The organism is Chelativorans petroleitrophicus, from assembly GCF_025398195.1.
Taxonomy (GTDB): Bacteria; Pseudomonadota; Alphaproteobacteria; order Rhizobiales; family Rhizobiaceae; genus Chelativorans; species Chelativorans petroleitrophicus.
The window spans coordinates 210,964-231,842 of record NZ_JAODNV010000006.1 but is presented as its reverse complement, the minus strand read 5'-3'; the positions used below and the strand labels follow the sequence as shown (position 1 = coordinate 231,842).

At 63.2% G+C, this 20,879-nt stretch carries 20 protein-coding genes; 11 read left to right on the top strand and 9 right to left on the bottom strand.

What is annotated here, in order from left to right; all coding sequences use genetic code 11:
* Positions 1 to 51: 51 nt before the first annotated feature.
* A complete protein-coding gene (locus NYR54_RS05865; protein WP_261514664.1) occupies positions 52 to 3,579 on the bottom strand; it encodes an indolepyruvate ferredoxin oxidoreductase family protein in 3,528 nt (1,175 codons plus the stop codon).
* 439 nt (positions 3,580 to 4,018) lie between these two features.
* On the opposite strand from NYR54_RS05865, the gene NYR54_RS05860 reads away from it, so the two are divergent.
* Entirely contained in the window at positions 4,019 to 4,591 is a 573-nt protein-coding gene (locus NYR54_RS05860; protein ID WP_261514663.1) for a TRAP transporter small permease subunit, read from the top strand.
* Positions 4,591 to 5,982 carry a TRAP transporter large permease gene (locus NYR54_RS05855; protein ID WP_261514725.1) on the top strand — a complete coding sequence of 464 codons (1,392 nt, stop codon included), beginning with the start codon at positions 4,591 to 4,593 and terminating at the stop codon, positions 5,980 to 5,982. The genes NYR54_RS05860 and NYR54_RS05855 overlap by 1 nt, the downstream gene beginning before the upstream one ends.
* Positions 5,983 to 6,060: 78 nt before the next feature.
* On the opposite strand, the gene NYR54_RS05850 is transcribed toward NYR54_RS05855, so the two are convergent.
* Positions 6,061 to 7,155: a TRAP transporter substrate-binding protein gene (locus NYR54_RS05850; protein WP_261514662.1), complete on the bottom strand. Its 1,095-nt coding sequence runs from the start codon at positions 7,153 to 7,155 to the stop codon at positions 6,061 to 6,063.
* A 225-nt stretch (positions 7,156 to 7,380) separates the two neighbouring features.
* On the opposite strand from NYR54_RS05850, the gene NYR54_RS05845 reads away from it, so the two are divergent.
* Positions 7,381 to 8,148, top strand: coding sequence for a gamma-glutamyl-gamma-aminobutyrate hydrolase family protein (locus tag NYR54_RS05845; RefSeq protein WP_261514661.1), 768 nt, complete (start codon positions 7,381 to 7,383; stop codon positions 8,146 to 8,148).
* A 17-nt stretch (positions 8,149 to 8,165) separates the two neighbouring features.
* On the opposite strand, the gene NYR54_RS05840 is transcribed toward NYR54_RS05845, so the two are convergent.
* Together NYR54_RS05840 and NYR54_RS05835 are read right to left on the bottom strand one after the other, a co-directional pair.
* Entirely contained in the window at positions 8,166 to 8,507 is a 342-nt protein-coding gene (locus tag NYR54_RS05840) for a hypothetical protein (RefSeq protein ID WP_261514660.1), read from the bottom strand.
* Positions 8,508 to 8,661: 154 nt separating this feature from the next.
* Positions 8,662 to 9,645 (bottom strand): 2-hydroxyacid dehydrogenase, encoded by a 984-nt coding sequence (locus NYR54_RS05835; protein ID WP_261514659.1) that lies wholly within the window; start codon positions 9,643 to 9,645, stop codon positions 8,662 to 8,664.
* Between the two features lie 208 nt (positions 9,646 to 9,853).
* Here NYR54_RS05835 and xylB point away from each other — a divergent pair, with 208 nt between their 5' ends.
* From xylB to NYR54_RS05820, 3 genes are all read left to right on the top strand, one after another.
* The gene (xylB, locus tag NYR54_RS05830; protein WP_261514658.1) at positions 9,854 to 11,308 is read left to right on the top strand and encodes a xylulokinase; all 1,455 of its coding nucleotides are present in this window, start codon (positions 9,854 to 9,856) and stop codon (positions 11,306 to 11,308) included.
* Positions 11,305 to 12,615, top strand: coding sequence for a xylose isomerase (gene xylA, locus NYR54_RS05825; RefSeq protein WP_261514657.1), 1,311 nt, complete (start codon positions 11,305 to 11,307; stop codon positions 12,613 to 12,615). Before xylB ends, xylA begins: the two co-directional genes overlap by 4 nt.
* Before the next feature lie 180 nt (positions 12,616 to 12,795).
* Positions 12,796 to 13,032 carry a hypothetical protein gene (locus tag NYR54_RS05820; protein WP_261514656.1) on the top strand — a complete coding sequence of 79 codons (237 nt, stop codon included), beginning with the start codon at positions 12,796 to 12,798 and terminating at the stop codon, positions 13,030 to 13,032.
* A 14-nt stretch (positions 13,033 to 13,046) separates the two neighbouring features.
* On the opposite strand, the gene NYR54_RS05815 is transcribed toward NYR54_RS05820, so the two are convergent.
* A complete protein-coding gene (locus NYR54_RS05815) occupies positions 13,047 to 13,823 on the bottom strand; it encodes an IclR family transcriptional regulator domain-containing protein (protein WP_261514655.1) in 777 nt (258 codons plus the stop codon).
* 78 nt (positions 13,824 to 13,901) lie between these two features.
* Between NYR54_RS05815 and NYR54_RS05810 the strand changes: the two genes are divergently transcribed.
* The 5 genes from NYR54_RS05810 (at position 13,902) to NYR54_RS19410 (ending at position 17,344) form a co-directional block, all read left to right on the top strand.
* Positions 13,902 to 14,759 carry a CoA transferase subunit A gene (locus NYR54_RS05810; RefSeq protein ID WP_261514654.1) on the top strand — a complete coding sequence of 286 codons (858 nt, stop codon included), beginning with the start codon at positions 13,902 to 13,904 and terminating at the stop codon, positions 14,757 to 14,759.
* Complete coding sequence (locus NYR54_RS05805; RefSeq protein ID WP_261514653.1) at positions 14,756 to 15,526, top strand: CoA-transferase subunit beta; 771 nt, start codon at positions 14,756 to 14,758, stop codon at positions 15,524 to 15,526. Before NYR54_RS05810 ends, NYR54_RS05805 begins: the two co-directional genes overlap by 4 nt.
* Positions 15,527 to 15,545: 19 nt before the next feature.
* Positions 15,546 to 16,751 carry a 3-oxoadipyl-CoA thiolase gene (gene pcaF / locus NYR54_RS05800; protein WP_261514652.1) on the top strand — a complete coding sequence of 402 codons (1,206 nt, stop codon included), beginning with the start codon at positions 15,546 to 15,548 and terminating at the stop codon, positions 16,749 to 16,751.
* 62 nt (positions 16,752 to 16,813) lie between these two features.
* Positions 16,814 to 17,071, top strand: a complete 258-nt coding sequence (locus NYR54_RS05795; protein ID WP_261514651.1) for a type II toxin-antitoxin system RelB/DinJ family antitoxin — start codon at positions 16,814 to 16,816, stop codon at positions 17,069 to 17,071.
* A gap of 102 nt (positions 17,072 to 17,173) precedes the next feature.
* Entirely contained in the window at positions 17,174 to 17,344 is a 171-nt protein-coding gene (locus NYR54_RS19410) for a type II toxin-antitoxin system YafQ family toxin (RefSeq protein WP_479877960.1), read from the top strand.
* Between the two features lie 3 nt (positions 17,345 to 17,347).
* Here the strand turns inward: NYR54_RS19410 and NYR54_RS05785 are convergent, their stop codons facing one another.
* The 4 genes from NYR54_RS05785 to puuE are packed head-to-tail and all read right to left on the bottom strand — an operon-like array spanning position 17,348 to position 20,737.
* Positions 17,348 to 17,944, bottom strand: a complete 597-nt coding sequence (locus NYR54_RS05785) for a nucleoside deaminase (RefSeq protein WP_261514650.1) — start codon at positions 17,942 to 17,944, stop codon at positions 17,348 to 17,350.
* Positions 17,945 to 17,946: 2 nt separating this feature from the next.
* On the bottom strand, positions 17,947 to 18,438 hold the full coding sequence (locus tag NYR54_RS05780; protein ID WP_261514649.1) for an ureidoglycolate lyase: 492 nt from the start codon (positions 18,436 to 18,438) through the stop codon (positions 17,947 to 17,949).
* Positions 18,435 to 19,277, bottom strand: a complete 843-nt coding sequence (locus NYR54_RS05775) for a bifunctional allantoicase/(S)-ureidoglycine aminohydrolase (RefSeq protein ID WP_261514648.1) — start codon at positions 19,275 to 19,277, stop codon at positions 18,435 to 18,437. The genes NYR54_RS05780 and NYR54_RS05775 overlap by 4 nt, the downstream gene beginning before the upstream one ends.
* A complete protein-coding gene (gene puuE, locus NYR54_RS05770) occupies positions 19,274 to 20,737 on the bottom strand; it encodes an allantoinase PuuE (protein WP_423738572.1) in 1,464 nt (487 codons plus the stop codon). The genes NYR54_RS05775 and puuE overlap by 4 nt, the downstream gene beginning before the upstream one ends.
* Between the last annotated feature and the right edge of the window lie 142 nt (positions 20,738 to 20,879).

Here is a 20,879-nt window from a genome sequence, read left to right as displayed (position 1 = left end):
GGCTTAACGAAGGATTATGAGCAAAAAGAGCGCGCTAGTCACGGCAGCCGGCTACTGCGCCGCCTGGAGGAAGGGTTTCGGCGCTTCCTCCTTCAGCCGGGCGACAAGGCGGGCACGTTCCTCGGCTGCCTTGGCCGCGTTCGCCTGCTTGATGTGGCCGAAGCCGCGGACCATCATGGGCAGAGCTGCAAGAGCGGCACCAGCCTCGATCTTTCCCGGCGCAAGCAAGGATTCGATCAGGTCTAGATCCTGCTCATACTGCTTGAGAAGCCCGCGTTCCATGCGCCTCTCGGCCGAGTAGCCGAAGGGATCGAGGACCGTGCCGCGCAGGCCCTTGAGACGGGCAAGCACGGAAAAGACCGGCATCATCCACGGCCCGAACCGCATTTTCCGCAGGTGGCCGTCGGCATCGCGCCGCGCTAAGACGGGCGGTGCCAGATGGAACTCGAGTCGCTCATAGCTGTCGAATTCGGCTGCGAGCTGTTCCTTGAACGAGCCGTCCGTATAGAGGCGCGCCACCTCATATTCGTCCTTGACCGCCATGAGCTTGAACAGCCCGCGCGCGGCAGCTTCCGTGACGGCGGTGGAGCCCGGCACGGCCCTTTCCTCAGCGGCGCGCAGCCTAGCGATGCGGCTGCGGTAGCGCTCCGCATAGGCCGCATCCTGATAGGCGGTGAGGAACGCAACCCGGCGCGCGATAATCTCGTCAAGGCTGCGTGCAGGCTCAGGCCGCCTTTCGGGCGTGGCGCGGGAGGCCAGTTCCCGAACCTCATCGGGCGCATGCGCCGCGCGCCGCCCCCAGCGGAAGGCGGCAATGTTCATGGAGACCGCCCGTCCGTTCAATTCGATGGCCTTTTCGATCGCCTCGGCCGAGACGGGTAGGCCGCCAAGCTGACAGGCCATACCGAGCATGAACATGTTGGCGCCGATGGAATTGCCGAAAAGGGCCTGCGTGGTGCGCATGGCATTGAAAAAGTGGGCCCGATCCCTGCCGGCCGCCTTGCGTACAGCCTGCTTCAGTCGCTCGACGGGCAGCGAGAAGTCCGCGGAACGGGCGAAATCGCCGGGCATGATCTCGGCGGTATTGGCGACAAACAAGGTGTGCCCTTCGCGTACGGTGGCCAGCACCTTGGCCGAACCCGAGACCAGGAGGTCGCCGCCCAACACCAGATCGGCCTTGCCCGCGGCAACCCGAATGGAGCTGATGTCGCCCGGCGCGCGGGCGATTCTGAGATGCGAAAAGACGGCTCCGCCCTTTTGCGCCAGCCCGGCCATGTCGATGATGCCGGCGCCCTTCCCTTCCAGATGCGCAGCCATGCCGATGATCGCGCCGATGGTGACCACGCCCGTGCCGCCGATACCGTTCACCACGGCTGACCAGCCGTGCTCCAGCGGGAAGAGCTGCGGGGCCGGGAGACCGGCGAGCGGATCGACACCCGCGGCGACCCAGCCGGACTTCTTCGGCCTGGCGCCGTGCACCGTGACGAAGGAGGGGCAGAAGCCCTCCACGCAGGAAAAATCCTTGTTGCAGGTTGTTTGGTCGATGCGGCGCTTGCGTCCGAACTCGGTCACCACGGGCTGCACCGACACGCAGTTGGACTTGACCCCGCAGTCTCCGCAGCCCTCGCATACCAGTTCGTTGATGATCACGCGCCGGTCCGGATCGGGATAGGTGCCGCGCTTGCGCCGCCGCCGCTTCTCGGCCGCGCAGGTCTGGTCGTAGATGAGAACGGAAACGCCCTTGATCTCGCGCAGCTCTCTTTGCACCGCGTCCAGCTCGCGCCGGTGGTGCACCGTGGTGCCCTCGGGAAAGCGCATTCTGCCCCGATATTTTTCGGGTTCATCCGTAACGATAGCGATGCGCTGCACGCCCTCCGCCCGCACCTGCTGGGCGATGCGATCGACGGTGAGGCTGCCTTCCACAGGCTGGCCACCCGTCATGGCCACGGCGTCGTTGAAAAGAATCTTGTAGGTGATGTTGACGCCCGCAGCGACAGCGAAGCGAAGCGCCAGCACGCCGGAATGCTGATAGGTGCCGTCGCCCAAATTCTGGAAGAAGTGTCGCCGTTTCGAGAACGGCGCCTGGCCGATCCATTGGGCGCCCTCTCCGCCCATGGCCGTAAAGCCCATCGTGTCCCGGTCCATCCAGAGGGCCATGAAATGGCATCCGATGCCTGCACCGGCGATCGAGCCTTCCGGCACGCGGGTGGAAGTGTTGTGCGGGCAGCCGGAGCAGAAATAGGGCATGCGCACTGCGACATTCGTCGTCCGCGCGCGCATGGCCTGAAACTGGCGCAGCTGCGCCACGCGGGCGGCAATCTCGTCCGACGGCCCGATCACCCTGAGGATGCGCTCGCCGATTGCGATGGCAATCTCGTTGGGATCGAGGACGCCCTTTATCGGAAACAGCCGCTCGCCCTTTTCATCCTTCTTGCCGATGATGACCGGGTGATCGGGCCTGCCGTAAAGGTGTTCGCGAAGCTGCACTTCAAGCAGCGAGCGCTTCTCCTCCACCACCATGACCAGTTCGAGGCCGTGGACGAAATCGGCCATATGCTCGAAGTCGAACGGCCACGGGCAGGCGACCTTGAAGAGCCTGATGCCCAGATCGGCGGCGCGTCGTTCATCGATGCCGAGGTCGTCGAGCGCCTGGCGTACATCGAGATAGCTCGCGCCGATCGTCACGATGCCGAACTTTGGATTGTGACCGCCGGAAAAGACGATGCGGTTCAGGCGGTTGGCGCTCACGAATGCGGCCGCTGCAGCGCGCTTGTACTCATGCAGCCGCTCTTCCTGGCCAAGCTGATCCAGCTCGTTGCGGATGTTGAGCCCGCCGGGCGGCATGTCGAACTCGGGCAGGACGATTTCGATCCTATCGAGCGCGGCATCCACGGCCGCGCTGGATTCGATATTGTCCTTCACGCATTTGATCGCCGCCCAGGTACCGGCAAACCGTGAGAGCGCATAGCCGTAGAGCCCGTAGTCGATCAGTTCCTGCACGCCCGCCGGATTGAGAATCGGCACCATGGCGTCGACAAAGGCGAACTCGCTCTGATGGGCGATGGTGGAAGACTCCGCGGCATGATCGTCGCCCATCAGGGCAAGCACGCCGCCATATTTCGAGGACCCCGCAAGATTAGCGTGGCGGATGGCGTCCCCGCTGCGGTCCACGCCCGGCCCTTTGCCGTACCACAGCGCGAACACGCCATCGTGCCTGCCCTCGCCGGTGAGTTCCGCCTGCTGCGAACCCCAGCATGCCGTGGCCGCCAGTTCCTCGTTGAGTCCCGGCTGGAAGAGAATACCAGCGGCTGCAAGTTCCTCGCTCGCCTTCCACATCTGGAGATCGAGCCCGCCAAGGGGGGAGCCGCGATAGCCGGAAACAAAGCCGCCCGTGTTCAGGCCGGCGCGCCGGTCGCGCTCGCGCTGCATGAGCAGCATGCGCACGATGGCCTGGGCACCCGAAACGAAGATGCGCCGCTTCGAGAGGTCGTATTTGTCGCCAAGTGACACCTCATGGAGGGTCATGGCATTCTCCTCCTCCACCGCGCATGGCGCTAGGCCCGCACGGCCAATGTGCATGGCGGGCGCCGGCGGCGCCTGAAAGCGGAGCCTCAAGGCCTGCCCGCCTCATCCATTAGGAGATAGTTTTCTCTTGCCACAGGGCGACGTCAAACGAAATCGCGGCACGTCATGCAAAGAGCAATAGTGCAACCCTCGCGCCCTTTCTTCGGACATTTTCTTTGCCGGACAAGGCTTCGAACGAATGATTGTGGTGCACGCATCTGCGTTTTGCGCCCGCAAAAAGTGTCGCATTTAGACATCTTGCTGCTTTTGCCTGCCGTTCAAAGCTGCTAGAACCCGCGCGCCTGAAGGGGCGGGGCGTTCCAATGAACGGCCTGCGCCGGGCAGGACAGATTAGAACAACCATTCGCGAACGAAAGGGGAACGACGAGACGGGACGGAGCCCTTCACGTCGTTTAGAGGGAGGCTCGTCGGCCCTCAGGGGAGACTCGGATCAGTGCGTGCAATCGCTTTAGTCGTCCGCGCAATCAGCGGACTCAACACTTGGGTGGGGAACATCTTTTCCTGGCTGTCGCTGGGTATCGTTCTGGTTTGCTTCACTATCGTGGTCCAGCGTTATGCCTTTGACACCAGCATCATCTGGATGCGGGACCTCTATGTGTGGCTGAATGGGGCCATGTTCACGGCGGTGGCCGGATTTGCGCTGCTGCGCAACGACCATGTGCGGGTGGACATCTTCTACCGGCCGGCGGGTCTGAAGCGAAAGGCGCTGGTGGACCTTATCGGCGTCGTCATCTTTCTCTTGCCTTTCTGCTGGGTCGTGCTGGCCTATGGCTGGCCCTTCGTGGCGCGCTCCTGGCGCATCTACGAGGCCTCGGCCAATATCGGCGGCATGCCGGGGCTCTTCATCCTGAAGACCTTCATCCCCGCCTTTGCTCTCCTGGTTGCGCTTCAGGGAATAGCCATGGCGCTTCGCTCAGTGCTCGTGCTTGCCGGGCAGGAAGAGCTGCTGCCGGAGCACCTGCGCTATCGGCGTGACGAAGAACAGGCCCAGGAGACCGCAGTGTGATGGACCCCGTTCTGATCGGCGAGCTCCTTTCGGGGCTCATGTTCTTCGGCATCATCGCCTTCCTCATGCTGGGGTTCCCGGTGGCTTTCACGCTGGCAGGCGTTTCGCTCATGTTCGGCCTCGTCGGCATGTGGTTCGGCGTCTTCGATCCCTCCAATCTCGGTAGCGTCATCAACCGCTATATCGGCTACATGACGAACGAGGTGCTCGTTGCCGTGCCCCTGTTCATTTTCATGGGCGTGATACTGGAGCGCTCGAAGATCGCTGAGCAGCTTCTTCTGACGATGGGTAAGCTGTTCGGCAACCTGCGCGGCGGCCTTGGCATGTCCGTTATCGTGGTGGGTGCTCTTCTGGCGGCTTCGACCGGCGTGGTGGGCGCGACAGTGGTCACGATGGGGCTGATCTCCCTGCCCGCGATGCTGCGCGCGAATTACGATCCCCGGCTGGCATCGGGCGTCATCTGCGCTTCCGGCACGCTGGGGCAGATCATCCCGCCCTCGACTGTGTTGATCTTCATGGGCGACATGCTCTCGGGCATCAACGCCCAGGTGCAGATGGCCAAAGGCAATTTCGCACCGGTGCCCGTCTCCGTCGGCGACCTTTTTGCCGGCGCGCTGCTGCCGGGTCTTCTTCTCGTGGGGCTTTATCTCGTCTGGGTGATCACAAAGGCGGTTTTCCAGCCTGACTCCTGCCCGGCCACGCCCGTCGCCGAAGAAGACAGGAAAGATCTTGCCAAAGAGGTCACGGTGGCACTGATCCCGCCGCTGCTGCTCATCGTCGCCGTGCTGGGTTCGATCCTGGGCGGCATCGCGACGCCGACGGAAGCGGCTTCGGTGGGCGCGGTAGGCGCCATGATCCTGGCGGCCGTGCGCATGCGCCTCTCCTTCCAGGTGTTGCGTGAGAGCGTCATTTCCACCGCCAGCATCACCTGCATGGTGTTCATCATTCTCTTCGGCGCTTCGGTGTTCTCCATCGTGTTCCGTCTGATGGGCGGCGACGCACTGGTGCACGAGTTTCTTGCCGCTCTGCCGGGCGGCCCGCTCATGGCGGTCGCCGTGGTCATGCTCATCATGTTCGTGCTGGGCTTCATCCTGGATACCTTCGAGATCATCTTCATCGTGATCCCGATCACCGCGCCGATCCTGCTTGCGCTTGACGTGGATCCGGTGTGGCTCGGCGTCCTGGTGGGTGTGAACCTGCAGACGAGCTTTCTTACGCCGCCCTTCGGCTTCTCGCTGTTCTATCTGCGCGGCGTAGCGCCCAACAATGTTACCACGGGCATGATCTATCGCGGCGTTATCCCGTTCGTCGCACTGCAGGTGGTGGCGCTCGCGCTCATGTTCATGATGCCGGGGCTCGCAACCTGGCTGCCGAGAGCAATCTACGGCTGACGGTAGAGAAAGCCATCAAACGAAAGGCCCGGGCGACGACCGCCGCCCGGGCCTTTCTTTTTGCCGATACCGCTCTGATCAGAGGTGGAAGTACTTCTCCCGTGCCTGAAGGAACGGAACGTCGGTGCCTTCCGTCTTCTGCCGCACGATGTTGAGAGCCGACACGAAGCTTTCTGCGGTCTTCTTCGTCAGCGGATCGCTCGATTCGAGCAGCGTCTGCAGAAGTTCCTTAGAAGCTTTGGCGCCCGCCTCGAGAATTTCCTCGGGGAAACGCCGCACCTGAACGCCATGCTCTTCCACGAGAGTTTTCAAAGCGCGCGGATCGTTCGCCGCGAAGTCGGCGGCCACCGCATCATATTCGGCCTGGCAGCAATCGCGGATGATCGCCTGCAGGTCGGACGGCAACGCCTGATACTTCGCCTTGTCGACCACCAGCTCGGTCGCAAGGCCGGGCTCGACGAAGCTCGGGAAATAGTAGTTCTTGCAGACCTGGTAGAAGCCCAGGGCAAGGTCGTTATAGGGGCCAACGAACTCCGCCGCGTCAAGCGTGCCCGACTGCAGCGCCTGGAAGATTTCGCCCGCGGCGAGATTGGTCACCGACGCACCGAGCTTCTCCCAGACCTGACCGCCCATGCCCGGCGTACGGAAGCGTACTCCCTGGATCGAATCCAGGCCCGTCAGCTCGTTGCGGAACCAGCCGCCGGCCTGCGTGCCGGTGTCGCCGGAAAGGAAGCCCTGAACGCCAAACTGATCGTAGATCTCGTCCCAGATCTCCTGCCCGCCGAGATAACGGACCCACGCCGTAAGCTCGCGCGACGTCATGCCGTAGGGCACGCCGGTGAAGAAGGAAAGGCCGGCACTCTTGTTCTGCCAGTAGTAGGCGGCGCCATGGCTCATTTCCGCAGAGCCGTCGATCACCGCATCAAGCGCCTGCAAAGGCGGCACGAGTTCGCCGGCGGCATAGACCTGAATCGTCAGGCGCCCGCCCGAAGCCGCAGTGATGCGGTCAGCCAGTCGCTGCGCACCGACGCCCAGGCCGGGGAAGTTCTTCGGCCAGGTGGTGACCATGCGCCAGGTCTGGTTCCCCTGCGAAATGGCCGGTGTGGCAAGAGCGGCCGCGCCGGCCCCCAGCCCCGCTGCGCCCGCTTTTTTAATAAATGAACGGCGATCCATACATTACCTCCCGGATATGGTTTCAACATTAGGAGTACGGAAATCGGAGCGTGGCTGGCTGGCGCGCCATCCTCCCCCGATGCCGGCGGGTATCAATACACGCACGCATCGCCAAGTCCAGTTTTTGAACGCGGACAGGTAGACTTTCCGAAAGGTGTAAGGGTGGTTGGAAAAGGGCTACCGGAAACAGTAGATATGATGGCAGGCAACATGAAGAGGGCATCCATGGCGCAGCCGCTTGTCGCCGTCTCGACGGACGTGAAGGAATTCGAGAACTACCGCTGGCATGCCGCTCCCGATCAGTATCTGGAAGCGGCCGTCTCGGCGGCCGGCGTCCTGCCCGTGCTGGTGCCCTCCTTCGGAGAGCGCATCGATCTCGATTCGCTGCTTGCCGCCGTCGACGGAGTGATGCTGACGGGCGCGAAATCCAATGTCGACCCGACGCTCTATGGCGGGGCGGACGATGAGAAGAACGGCCCCTATGACAGGCAGCGCGACTCCACCACCCTGCCGCTCATCCGCCGGGCCATCGAGCGCGGCGTCCCACTGCTCGCCATCTGCCGCGGCATCCAGGAGCTAAACGTGGCGCTCGGCGGCACGCTGGCAGCCGAAATCCAGGAGCGCCCCGGGACGCTGGACCACAGAGCGCCGGAAAGCGCGGATCAGGATGAGCGTTTCGCCATCCGCCAGAAGGTCACCATCCGGACCGGCGGCTGCCTCGCCGGTCTGTTCAAGGCCGATGAAATCCAGGTCAATTCGGTCCACCGGCAGGGCATTGACCGGCTCGCGCCGAATCTCAGAGTCGAGGCCGTGGCCCCGGACGGGGTGATCGAGGCCGTGTCCGTTGCCAACGCCCGCGCCTTCGCCGTGGGCGTGCAGTGGCATCCGGAATATTGGGCCAAAAGCGACGAGCCGTCGCAGCGGATTTTCGAGGCGTTCGGGGAAGCGGTGCGTGCCCACGCCGCCGCGCGCATGAAGGCCGCAGCCGCGTAGAGGGCGACTGAAGCGGCTTACTGCACCGTGAGCGCTACCAGCGGCGAGACCGGACGCAGGGATTCATAGGCCACACCGTCAGCAGCGAAGAACTCCACGACAGGACGGCCATCCGCCGCGGCGAAAATGACATCACCGGTGGGCTCCTGCTTCCAGTAGCGCGCGTGCGCGAGCCGCGGCAGCATGAGAACGCAGTTCTCGTCAAGCTCCAGTTCCGCGCGCCCCGCCTCAGTCGCGCCGCGCTTTACGACGGTGCAGCTTCCTTCCTGGCCTGAAACGCTAAGCTTGTAGCTTACCAGTGCCTCCTTGCTTTGCTGAAGAGAGGGCGCTGACGGTGCCACGTCGGGATTTTGGGGCACGACAAACGCCAGAGCTCCAACTAAGCCAACGGAGGCCAAGGCGGGAAACATAAGTTTCATTGGCACGCACCAAGGACTCTGCGACGAATCGCATGTTCGCTCCAAATCGTTAATGCGAGCTTGATTGGCGAGAATAAGGCGCACCTAACCTAAGCTAGGAGTATGTCCTCGCCTTAACGTTGGCCGTCTCGGGCACCGGAGTCAGCGCCTGCCGCTTGGTGAACCAGGAAATGAGATTGTCGACCATCAGGTCCGCCATCGCCTGACGCGTATGCACGGTAGCCGAGCCCACATGTGGCAGCAGACAGGCATTTTCGCAGTCGAGCAGCGCCTGCGGCACGTTGGGCTCGTCCGCGAAGACATCGAGGCCTGCGGCTAGGATGGTGCCGTCGCGAAGGGCGGCAATCAGCGCCTCCTCATCCACGCTGGTTCCCCGTCCGATGTTGATGAAAACGCCGTTGGGGCCGAGCGCCCGCAGCACGGTGGCATCCACCGCCTTTTGGGTGGCCGCGCCGCCGGGTGCCACGGAGATCAGCGTGTCAACCGCCTCCGCCAGCGATACCAGCGTGGGATAGTAGCTGTAAGAGACGTCCTCGATCTTGCGGCGATTGTGATAGCTCACCGGCAGGCCGAAGGCTTCTATGCGGCGGGCTATGGCGCGTCCGATCCGTCCCAGCCCGAATATGCCCACGCTGCGCCCGCGTAGCGTCGCTTTCGTGAGAGGATAGGAACCCTCACGCACCCAGCGGCCCTCGCGCAGCCATTTCTCCGCCTTCGGCAGTTCGCGCACCGTGTTGATGAGCAGGCCGATTGTGGTATCGGCAACCTCTTCGGTGAGCACGTCGGGCGTGTTCGTCACCATGACGCCCTTCTTGCCAGCATGAGCCGCATCAATCGAATCATAGCCTACACCCAGATTGGCGATGATCTCGAGGTTCGGAAAGACATCGATGAAGGCGGCGTCGATGACCGTTATGCCGAGCATCCCCTGCACGGACTGTTTCATCTCTTCCGTCACCAGCGCGGGGTCGGCGCGCTCAATTCGGATGAGACGGAAATTCTCTTCCAGGCGGCTCGCCGCAAGGGACGGGACCTTGCCCGGCACAAGGAGGGTGGCAAGCAGGCTTCTTTCAGGCATGAAATTCTTCCTCTGGCTGCTGGCTGCACAGTAAAGCCGGCCTGCGCCCTTGTGAAGAAAGCAAAGCCGGAAACACCATCAGCCAATCAGTTTTTTGCCGACCGATAATTGCCTCGGGCGGCAGGTTGTGCATATTTATTCGAAACGCGAAATAAATGGCTGATCCGGCGCGAAGGCCTCAGATCCGCGGCAGCCTGGGAGGAAAGACATGTATCTTGGTCTCGATCTCGGCACGTCCGGGGTCAAGGCGTTGCTGATCGACGAGTCGCAGAGGATCGTCGCTTCAGCAACCGGGGCCCTGGAGGTTTCGCGCCCCCATGCCGGGTGGTCGGAGCAAGACCCGGCGCAGTGGATCGCGGCCACGGAAGAGGCCATTTCGGCGCTCAAAAGCTCCCATGGAGATGCGCTCGCCGCCGTGCGCGGCATTGGACTTTCCGGCCAGATGCACGGGGCGACGCTGCTAGGCGAAGACGACAAACCACTCAGGCCCTGCATCCTGTGGAACGATACGCGCAGCCACCGGGAAGCGGCGGAGCTCGACGCCGATCCGCGCTTCCGTGAGATTACGGGCAACATCGTCTTTCCCGGCTTCACCGCGCCGAAACTCGTTTGGGTGCAGCGGAACGAGCCCGAGACCTTCTCCAGAACCGCGAAGGTGCTGCTGCCCAAGGACTATCTGCGCCTGTGGCTTACCGGCGAGCATATTTCCGAAATGTCGGACGCAGCCGGCACCGCATGGCTAGACGTGAAAGAACGGCGCTGGTCGGCGGACCTGCTGGAAGCGACGGCGCTGACCGAAGGGCATATGCCGCGCCTTGTCGAAGGCACCGAAAGAGCGGGCACCTTGCGGGCCGAACTTGCCGGCCGCTGGGGCATGGGCTCGAACGTCGTCGTGGCGGGCGGCGCGGGAGACAACGCAGCCTCGGCCTGCGGCGCGGGCACCGTAAAGCCGGGTGCCGCTTTCGTGTCGCTCGGCACGTCCGGGGTGCTCTTCGCCTCGAACGCAACCTATCTTCCCAATCCTGAAAGCGCCGTCCACACCTTCTGCCACGCCTTGCCGAACACCTGGCATCAGATGGGGGTGATCCTTTCGGCGACAGACTCCCTCAACTGGCTTGCGGGTATCACCGGCGCCACGCCGAGCGATCTGACGCGCGAACTGGGCGAGGAGCTCAAGACGCCCTCCGGCGTCACCTTCCTGCCCTATCTTTCGGGCGAACGCACACCCCACAACGACGCGATCATCCGCGGCAGCTTCACCGGCCTTGCGCACCGTACGGACCGCGCCGCGCTCACACAGGCGGTGGTCGAAGGTGTCGCCTTCGCCTTCCGCGACAGCCTGGAAGCTCTGAGGCAGGCAGGTACGGAGCTTTCCAGCGTCACGGCCATCGGCGGCGGGTCGCGCTCCACCTACTGGCTGAAGGCCATCGCGACGGCGCTCGGCGTGACGGTCGAAGTGCCGGCGGAGGGCGATTTCGGCGCGGCCTTTGGCGCGGCGCGTCTCGGTTTGATCGCGGCGGAAGGCGCGGACCCCCTCGCCGTCTGCACGCCGCCAGCCATTGCGGCCGTCATCGAGCCCGATGCCGCGCTTCGCCCTGCCTTCGAGGAAGAATACCGGCGCTACCGCGCTCTCTACCCGGCTATACGAGGAGCTACCGCATGAGCACTGGATTTTTCGGCGACCTGTCGCCTGTTCGCTACGAGGGGCCGGAGAGCGGCAATCCGCTGGCCTTCCGCCATTACAATCCGGACGAGAAGGTTCTCGGCAAGCGCCTGGAGGACCATCTGCGTTTCGCCGTCTGCTACTGGCATAATTTCGTCTGGCCGGGAGGCGACCCCTTCGGCGGCCAGACCTTCGAGCGCCCCTGGTTCGGCGACACGATGGAGCATGCGAAGCTCAAGGCCGATGTCGCCTTCGAGATGTTCGAGATTCTGGGCGTTCCCTTCTTCACCTTCCACGACGCCGATGTGCGGCCGGAGGGTGCGACCTTCGCCGAAAGCGTGGCGCGGCTCGACGAGATCGCCGACTATTTCGCCGGGAAGATGGAGAAAACCGGCGTAAAGCTTCTCTGGGGCACGGCGAATCTCTTCTCCCACCGCCGCTATATGGCGGGCGCCGCCACCAATCCCGACCCGGACATCTTCGCCTATGCTGCGGCCACGGTGAAATCCTGCATGGACGTGACCAAGCGGCTGGGCGGCGAGAACTATGTGCTGTGGGGCGGGCGCGAGGGCTACGAGACGCTGCTCAACACCGACCTGAGCCGCGAACTCGACCAGCTTGGCCGCTTCCTTTCCATGGTGGTCGACTACAAGCACAAGATCGGCTTCAAGGGCACGATCCTGGTCGAGCCGAAGCCGCAGGAGCCCACCAAGCACCAGTATGACTATGACGTCGCCACGGTCTACGGCTTCCTGAAGCGGTACGGGCTCGAGAACGAGGTGAAGGTGAATATCGAGCAGGGCCACGCCCTGCTTGCCGGCCACTCTTTCGAGCATGAGCTGGCGATGGCGGCGAGTCTCGGGATTCTCGGCTCCATCGACATGAACCGCAACGACTATCAGTCAGGCTGGGACACCGACCAGTTCCCGAACAACGTTCCCGAAGTGGCGCTTGCCTACTATTACATCCTGCAGGCCGGCGGATTTACCACGGGCGGCACCAATTTCGACGCCAAGCTGCGCCGCCAGTCGCTCGACCCGGAAGACCTGATAGCCGCCCATGTGGGTGCGATGGACGTCTGCGCGCGCGGGCTCAAGGCGGCGGCCGCGATGATCGAGGACAAAGCGCTTTCCGCGCCGCTGGAGGAACGTTACGCCCGCTGGAACGAGCCCGAAGCGCAAGCGATGCTCAAGGGCGAGCGTACGCTGGAAGAGATCGCCGAGCGCGTGATGCGCGAAAATCTGAACCCGCAGCCCGTCTCCGGCCGGCAGGAAAAGCTGGAAAACATCGTCAATCGCTACGTCTAGAGACTTAAGCGGCATCTTCAGCTTGCCCGTGCCCTTCAAGGCGCGGGCGGACTGCCGTCCCGCCGCAAGGCGCAGGGACGGCATATTTTTCTATAACACCGTCGTCAAATCTTCATCCTGATGCCTTCATCCAGTCAGGATTCCGGGGCAGGAATCATGCCTGTGACTCGGAGGCTCAGGATGACTGCTGACAAGAAGGTGGAAGAGGAAATCGAAGCGCTTCTTTCACGTGACGATCCCGAATCCGTCATCGACAGCCTTTTGTCGATGCCCCCTCAGGCCGCGGCCAACGACGAAGTTTGGGAGAAGGTTCTGCATGCCCGCCTTCAGGAGCGCCTCGCCCGCAAGATGCGCGACATACTCGAAGGCGGTCAGGAGACAGAGGCGGACAAAAAGGACTCCAGGAGTGCCGCGTGATGGCGTTCCGCATTCTAGTGTACGGCCAGAAAGTCCTCGATCTTCCCCGCTGCCGCACGAAGAAGCGGCAGGATAACCTCGCGCATTTCTGCGCAAGAAAATCGCGCCGACTGGGTGGAAACGTTGATTGCCGCCACGATGCGCCCGGTGCGCCCGCGCACCGGTACGGCGATCGACCGGAGACCCAGCTCCAGTTCCTCGTCGACGATGGCGTAGCCTGCCCGCCGGACCTCAGCCACCAGACGCGCAAGAGCATGCCGGTCCGTCACCGTCTTGGGTGTGTTGGCGCGGATCGCCGCCTTCTCCAGAAAACGGGCGAGTTCGGCATCGTCCAGATCTGACAGAAGCACCCTGCCCATGGATGTGCAGTAGGCTGGCAGACGCGCGCCGACCGTAAGCGAAACGGACATGATGCGCCTGCCGGCCACGCGCGCCACATAGACGATATCATCCCCTTCAAGCACGGCCGCCGAACAGGATTCCCCGAGCCGCTGCGAAACCTCGTGCATGATGGGCTCCGCGAAAGTCCACAATGTAGAACCGCCGAGCCAGGAGCGGGCAAGCGAAAGCAGCCTCGCCGTCAGCAGAAACTGCCGCCCTTCCTGTCGTGCATAGCCTTCGGCAACAAGCGTTAGGAGCAGCCTGCGCGCCCCGGCGCGCGTGAGCCCCGACGCTTCGGCCACTTCCGTCAGCCGCAGGCCCCGGGGCGCGGCAGCCAGAGCCTCGATGACACGCAATCCCTTGGCCAGCGATCCCACGAGATCGCGGCCTTCCTGCGTCGTTCCTTCCATTGACTCGCCGTTTTCCGTCATTTAACTTGTATCGCATGTAAAACTTCTGTTCGCAATACGAACATTTGGAGGCGCTGCATGGCTCGCTTCATGCCGCTCGATCAGGCGGTTCGCGAAAACCTGAAGGATGGCGATACCGCCGCGTTTGAAGGGTTCACTCACCTTATCCCCACAGCGGCCGCCCATGAGGCGATCCGGCAGGGCTTCAAGGATTTGACACTCATTCGCATGACGCCCGACCTCATCTACGACCAGATGGTCGGCATGGGCATGGCGAAGAAGCTCGTCTTCTCTTATGTCGGCAATCCGGGCGTGGGCCTCCTGCGGCGCGTGCGCGACGCAGTGGAGAACGGCTGGCCGCGCAGCGTCGAGATCGAGGAGCATTCCCACGCCGCCATGGCGAACGCCTATGAGGCGGGCGCCGCAGGCCTGCCTTTTGCCGTCTTCCGCGGCTATCGCGGCGCCGGGCTGGCCGAGGTCAATCCCAACATCAAGAGCATCACCTGCCCCTTCACCGGCGAGAAGCTGGCGGCCGTCCCCTCCGTGCGTCCCGACGTCACCTTCATCCATGCCCAGAAGGCCGACAAGAAGGGCAACGTGCTCGTCGAAGGCATCATCGGTATCCAGAAGGAGGCGGTGCTGGCCGCAAGACGCGCGGTGGTGACCGTGGAGGAGGTGGTGGACAACTTCACCGGCCTCCATCCCAATCTCTGCATCCTGCCGCATTGGACGATCACGGCGATCGCCGTCGTCCCCGGCGGTTCCCATCCGTCCTACACGCACGGCTACTACGCACGCGACAATGCCTCCTATCTGGAATGGGACGAGGTCTCCGCTGACCGCGAGCGGTTCACCGCATGGATGGAGGAAAACGTCATCAAGGCGAAACCTGAGGATTTCGCCGCACGGGTCGAGAAGCTGAGGGTGGCGAAATGAGCGATTTTACCGCCAACGAGATGATGACCATTGCCGCCTCGCGCGCGCTGACGAATGAGGATGTTTGCTTCGTCGGCATCGGCGCGCCCTCGGCGGCCTGCAATGTCGCCCGCCTCACCCATGCGCCGGACATCACGCTGATCTATGAATCCGGCACGATCGGCACCGCGCCCGACGTGCTGCCGCTTTCGATCGGCGATGGCGAGCTGTGCGACACCGCGCTCACCACCGTTTCGGTGCCGGAGATGTTTCGCTATTGGCTGCAAGGCGGACGCATCACCATCGGCTTCCTCGGCGCCGCGCAGCTCGACAAATTCGGCAATATCAACACCACCGTCATCGGCGACTATCACAAGCCGAAGGTGCGCCTGCCGGGCGGCGGCGGCGCGCCGGAGATCGCCTCCTCCTGCGGTGAGGTGTATATCACCATGGCCCAGTCAAAGCGCGGGCTGGTGGAGAAGATCGATTTCTATACCTCCTTCGGCCATGGCGAGGGCGGCGACCACCGCCAGCGCTTGGGCATTACCACCAAAGGGCCGACGCTTCTCATCACCGATCTCGCCGTCTGGAAGCCGGACCCGGTGACGAAGGAGTTCACGGTGGTTTCCATGCATCCGGGTGTCACCCGCGAGATGGTGCAGGAAACCTGCGGCTGGGAAGTGAAGTTCGCCGAGAAGGTGGAAGAGACTCCGCCTCCGACCGAGCTCGAGCTGAAGACGCTGCGCGATCTGAAGGCGCGTACCGAGGCTGCCCACAAGGGCAAGTGACCTGGAAGGAAACGACGCGATGGCCGAAGCCTTCATCTGCGACTATGTGCGCACGCCGATCGGCCGCTTCGGCGGCGCGCTTTCCCCCGTGCGCGCCGACGACCTGGCAGCCATTCCGCTCAAGGCGCTGATCGAGCGTCACCGCGGCGTCGACTGGGCCGCGGTGGACGACGTGATCTATGGCTGCGCCAACCAGGCGGGCGAGGACAACCGCAACGTCGCCCGCATGGCGCTGCTGCTTGCTGGCCTTCCCGTCGAAGTGACGGGCACGACGATCAACCGCCTCTGCGGATCGGGCATGGATGCGGTCGCCACCGCCGCCCGCGCCATCAGGGCCGGCGAGGCCGAGCTCATGATCGCGGGCGGCGTGGAGTCCATGAGCCGCGCCCCCTTCGTTTTGCCCAAGGCGGAGACGGCCTTCTCCCGCAATGCGGAGATCTACGACACCACCATCGGCTGGCGCTTCATCAACCCGCTGATGAAGGCGCAATACGGCGTCGATTCCATGCCCGAGACGGGAGAGAACGTGGCGGAGGATTTTTCCATCAGCCGCGCCGATCAGGACGCTTTTGCGGTTCGCAGCCAGGAAAAGGCTGTGGCCGCGCAGGAGAACGGGCGGCTGGCGAAGGAGATCGTGCCCGTCACCATCCCGCAGCGCAAGGGCGATCCGGTCATCGTCGACAAGGACGAACATCCTCGCCCCGGCACCACGGTGGAGAAGCTTGCCAAGCTGCCTACCCCCTTCCGCGAGGGCGGCACGGTGACGGCCGGCAACGCCTCGGGCGTCAATGACGGCGCGGCTGCCCTGATCGTCGCTTCCGAAGCAGCGGCAACGAAATACGGCTTGACCCCCATAGCCCGCATTCTGGGCGGAGCGACCGCCGGCGTGCCGCCGCGCATCATGGGCATGGGGCCGGCGCCCGCGACGAAGAAGCTCTGCGCTCGCCTTGGCCTGAAACCATCGGACTTCGATATCATCGAGCTCAATGAAGCCTTTGCCTCCCAAGGCATCGCCGTGCTCCGCGACCTCGGTATCCCCGAGGACGCGGAGCACGTGAATCCGAACGGCGGCGCCATCGCGCTTGGCCATCCGCTCGGCATGTCGGGGGCGCGCATCTCGGGTACCGCTGCTCTGGAGCTCAGGGAACGCGGCGCGAAGCTGGCCCTCTCCACCATGTGCATCGGTGTCGGCCAGGGCATCGCACTGGCGATGGAGCGGGTCTAGGGCGGCTGGCTCTTGTACGCGTGGCCGATTGTAACCACATTCGGCCACGAAGGAGCAAAGCCATGGCTACGGATACTGTCGTTCGTGCGCGCATAGACGCAGAGACCAAGGAAGAAGCGGCCTCTGCGCTTGCGGAAATGGGGCTAACCATTTCCGACTATATCCGCATGGCCCTTGTCCGCGTCGCGCGCGACAAGGCGGTGCCTTTCCCTGTGAAGGTGCCGAATGCGACGACGATCAAAGCGATGAAGGAACTGGACGCCGGCAAGGGCAAGAAGTTCGACTCTGCCGAGGAACTGTTCAAGGATCTGGGCATCTGACGTGCTGGTTCGTCCGGTCGAGCCAGTTCAAACGCGACGTCAAAACAGCTCAGAAACGCGGTAAGGACCTTACCAAGCTGCAAGCGTTGCCGAAAATCCTGATTGAACAGAGGCCTCTGCCCCCCAGCTTACCGGGACCACCCCCTGAAGGGAAACTGGGGCGGCTATCGCGATGCACATATCGAGCCGGACTGGCTGCTGATCTACAGAATTTCGCGAGATGAACTCCATCTGGCGCGCACGGGCACACATTCGGACCTGTTCAACGAATAGCTCTCAATTCAGCGGGATGTCGTTCTCCGCCTTGCTCTTCTGGTAGGTTTGCGAAAGCCCAGCATAAATCGCGGAAAGCTGCGCTATCCTTTCCGTGTCCCTTTCTCTTGCCGGCTCGGGAAAATCCCGCACCAGAGCGGGGATCGAATAGCTTTTCCAGAAGGCGTTTTCCGCCGCATAGCCGCCCGGCTCCAGCCGGAAGACCTCTTTCAGGATTTTGAGGTCATGCGGAATGGCGAAGGCGTCGCGCGAATCCTCATGACTGAAGAGATAGAAGAAATTGTCGAAGCCGGTCCATGTGATGGCCGAAAGGCACAGCGAGCAAGGCTCATGCGTGGAAAGGAAGAGACAGTCCTTCGTGTCTGGCCGTTCCTCCTTCGGCATTTCGTAAAACCGCTTCAAGGCATGCATCTCCCCATGCCAGAGCGGGTTTTCCAGCTCGTTGTTGGTCTCCGCCAGCACCAGGGAGAGGTCGCTTTTCTTTAGGATCGCTGCCCCGAAAATCTTGTTTCCGGCCGCCACGCCTGCCCGCGTCTTCGGCACGATGTCATGCTCGATCACGTCCAGCAGCCGGCTCACGAGGCTTTCGTCAGGTTTCATGGCTACTCCGGCAGATGGATCTGGTAGGGATCGGAAAAGAAGAACTCTTCCAGATTGTTGCCCTCGCCGCCCCGGTCGACCACAAGAAACTCCTGCTCCCGCCTGATCGGCGTCAGCACGCCGTGCCATGTTCCAGGCGCGTAGTTCACCCCCTGCCCCGGCCTGGTGAGGAAGGCAAGCGGCGTGCCCGGCCGGCCCGCCTCGTCCGGACAGACGATGACCAGAAACGGTTGCGGCGAAAGCGGCACGAAAGCCTGGCTGCCGAGCGGATGCCGCTCCACCATTCTCAGGGCAAGCGGAAATTCATAGGGCTGGCCGCGGAAGATGCTGATGAGCACCCGCGCGCCCTCCCCCTTCGCCTCCACCTTCGCCAGATCGTGAAAGCGGCGCGTCATGCCGTTGTTGATCAGGAAGCTTTGCGCGCCTTCCGTGTCGATCACGTCGCCGAAAGGCGCGAAGGCTTCGCGTGTCAGTGGGGCCGCATTGATTTTCATCGGCCGGTTGCCCGCCACAGCGGCTTCAACGCCGCATGCCGGTTGACATCCTTATAGAGCAGGTAGCGGAACTTTCCCGGGCCGCCCGCATAGCAGGCCTGTGGGCAGAAGGCGCGCAACCACATGAAATCGCCCGCCTCGACCTCCACCCAGTCCCGGTTGAGGCGATAGACCGCCTTGCCTTCCAGCACATAGAGCCCGTGCTCCATCACATGCGTTTCCGCGAAAGGAATGACCGCGCCGGGCTCGAAGGTGACGATCGTCACATGCATGTCATGGCGGACATCATCCGGGTCGACGAAGCGCGTGGTCGCCCACCGTCCCTCCGTGCCCGGCATGGGCGTGGGCGCGACGTCCTTCTCATTGATGAAGAAGGCTTCCGGCAGCGGAATGCCCTCCACCTCCTCATAGGCCTTGCGGATCCAGTGGAAGCGCACGGGCGCGGAACCCTCATTGCGCGCCGTCCAGCGGCTTGCCGGTGGCAGGAAAGCGTAGCCGCCCGGCTCCATCCGATGGCTTTGGCCGTCCAGCTCCACCGTCAGCTCCCCCTCGACCACGAAGAGCACCGCTTCGGCTTGGTTGTTGGGCTCCGGCTTCTCGCTGCCGCCGCCGGGCTGCACCTCCATGATGTATTGCGAGAAAGTCTCGGCAAAGCCCGAAAGCGGGCGCGCGATGACCCAGGCGCGGGTCTTTTCCCAGAAGGGCAGCACACTCGTCACGATGTCGCGCATCACGCCCTTGGGGATCACCGCGTAAGCCTCGGTGAAGACCGCACGACCCGTCAAAAGGTCCGTCTGCGGCGGGTGCCCACCCGTGGGAGCGTAATAGGTTCCGGTCATGACGGCAGAATGTCCTTGAGCCTCAGGTAGGCGATGCGCTCCACCTGCGCGCAGGCGGTGGCGAACTCCTCCTCACGGCTGTTCTCGATGCGCTTTTCGAACGCCTGCAGAATGCTTTCCTTCGTATTGTCCTTGACGGCGATGATGAAGGGAAAGCCGAATTTCGCCGTGTAGCGCTGATTGAGATCGGTAAAGCGCGCGCGCTCCTCATCCGTCAGCGCATCGAGTCCTGCGGACGCCTGTTCCTTCGCCGACTCCGGCGTCAGACGCCGGGCCGCGGCGAGCTTGCCGGCAAGGTCCGGGTGTGCCTTGAGCACACCCAGCCGCTCCTCCTCGCTTGCCGAGCGGAAGACGCGCGCCAGGGCGTTGTGCAAGCCCGCTGCACTATCGTGCGCGGGCCCGAGCTCCAGCGCGTAAGCCCGTTCGGCGATCCATGGCGAATGCTCGAAGATCGAGCCAAAGCGCTCCACAAACTCGGCCTTTTCCATCCGGCTCGGCCGCAGCGTCGGCGCCTCATAAGGATGATGCTCCATCCAGTGCCGGGCAATGTCGATGCGGCGCGGCAGCCATACCCTGTCATGCCCCTTCACATAGTCAATGAAGCGCTTGAGCGAAGCTGCCCGCCCCGGCCTGCCGATGAGACGGCAGTGCAGCCCGACGCTCATCATCGCTGGCCGGCCGGCCCTGCCCTCTTCATAAAGCGTGTCGAACGCATCCCTCAGATAAGCAAAGAACTGGTCGCCCGAATTGAAACCCTGAGCCGTCGCAAAACGCATGTCGTTGGCGTCGAGCGTATAGGGGATGACGAGCTGCGGCCGCGTCGCATTCCCGTGCCCGTCATGGTCGATCCAGTAGGGCAGGTCGTCGTCATAGGTATCGGAAATCCACTCGAACCCGCCATGCTCGATGGCAAGCTTCACGCTGTTGGCCGACGTGCGCCCGAGATAAAGGCCTTTCGGCGCCTCGCCCACCACTTCCGTATGGAGCCTCACCGCCTCCTGCAGATCGCGCCGCTCGTCCTCTGCCGAATGGGCGCGGTAGTCGATCCAGCGCAGGCCGTGGCTTGCGATCTCCCAGCCCGCTTCCTTCATGGCCGCCACCTGCTCGGGCGAGCGGGCAAGCGCGCTGGCGACACCATAGACGGTGACGGGCACACCGGCTTCGGTAAACATGCGGTGGAGCCGCCAGAAGCCGGCGCGCGCGCCGTACTCGTAGATCGACTCCATGTTCCAGTGCCGCATGCCGGGCCAAGGCGCAGCCCCGACGACCTCGGACAGGAACGCCTCAGAAGCCTCGTCTCCATGAAGAATGCAGTTCTCGCCGCCTTCTTCGTAGTTCACGACGAACTGCACCGCGACATAGGCGCCGCCCGGCCATTTCGGGTCTGGCGGGTTGGAGCCATAGCCACGCATGTTGCGGACATAGCGCGTCACTGTTTCACGTCTCTCCTGCAGCCACATTTCGCCTTTTTTCGAGGATAATCGAAGCAATGAGCGAGCATTCTCACGAAAAATTTGAAAGTCTTTATGCAGCCTTTCCAGTGCACCCCCCTTATGTGCGCATCGGATTTGCCGCACAATCGTTTCAAGAAGAACAGAAAGG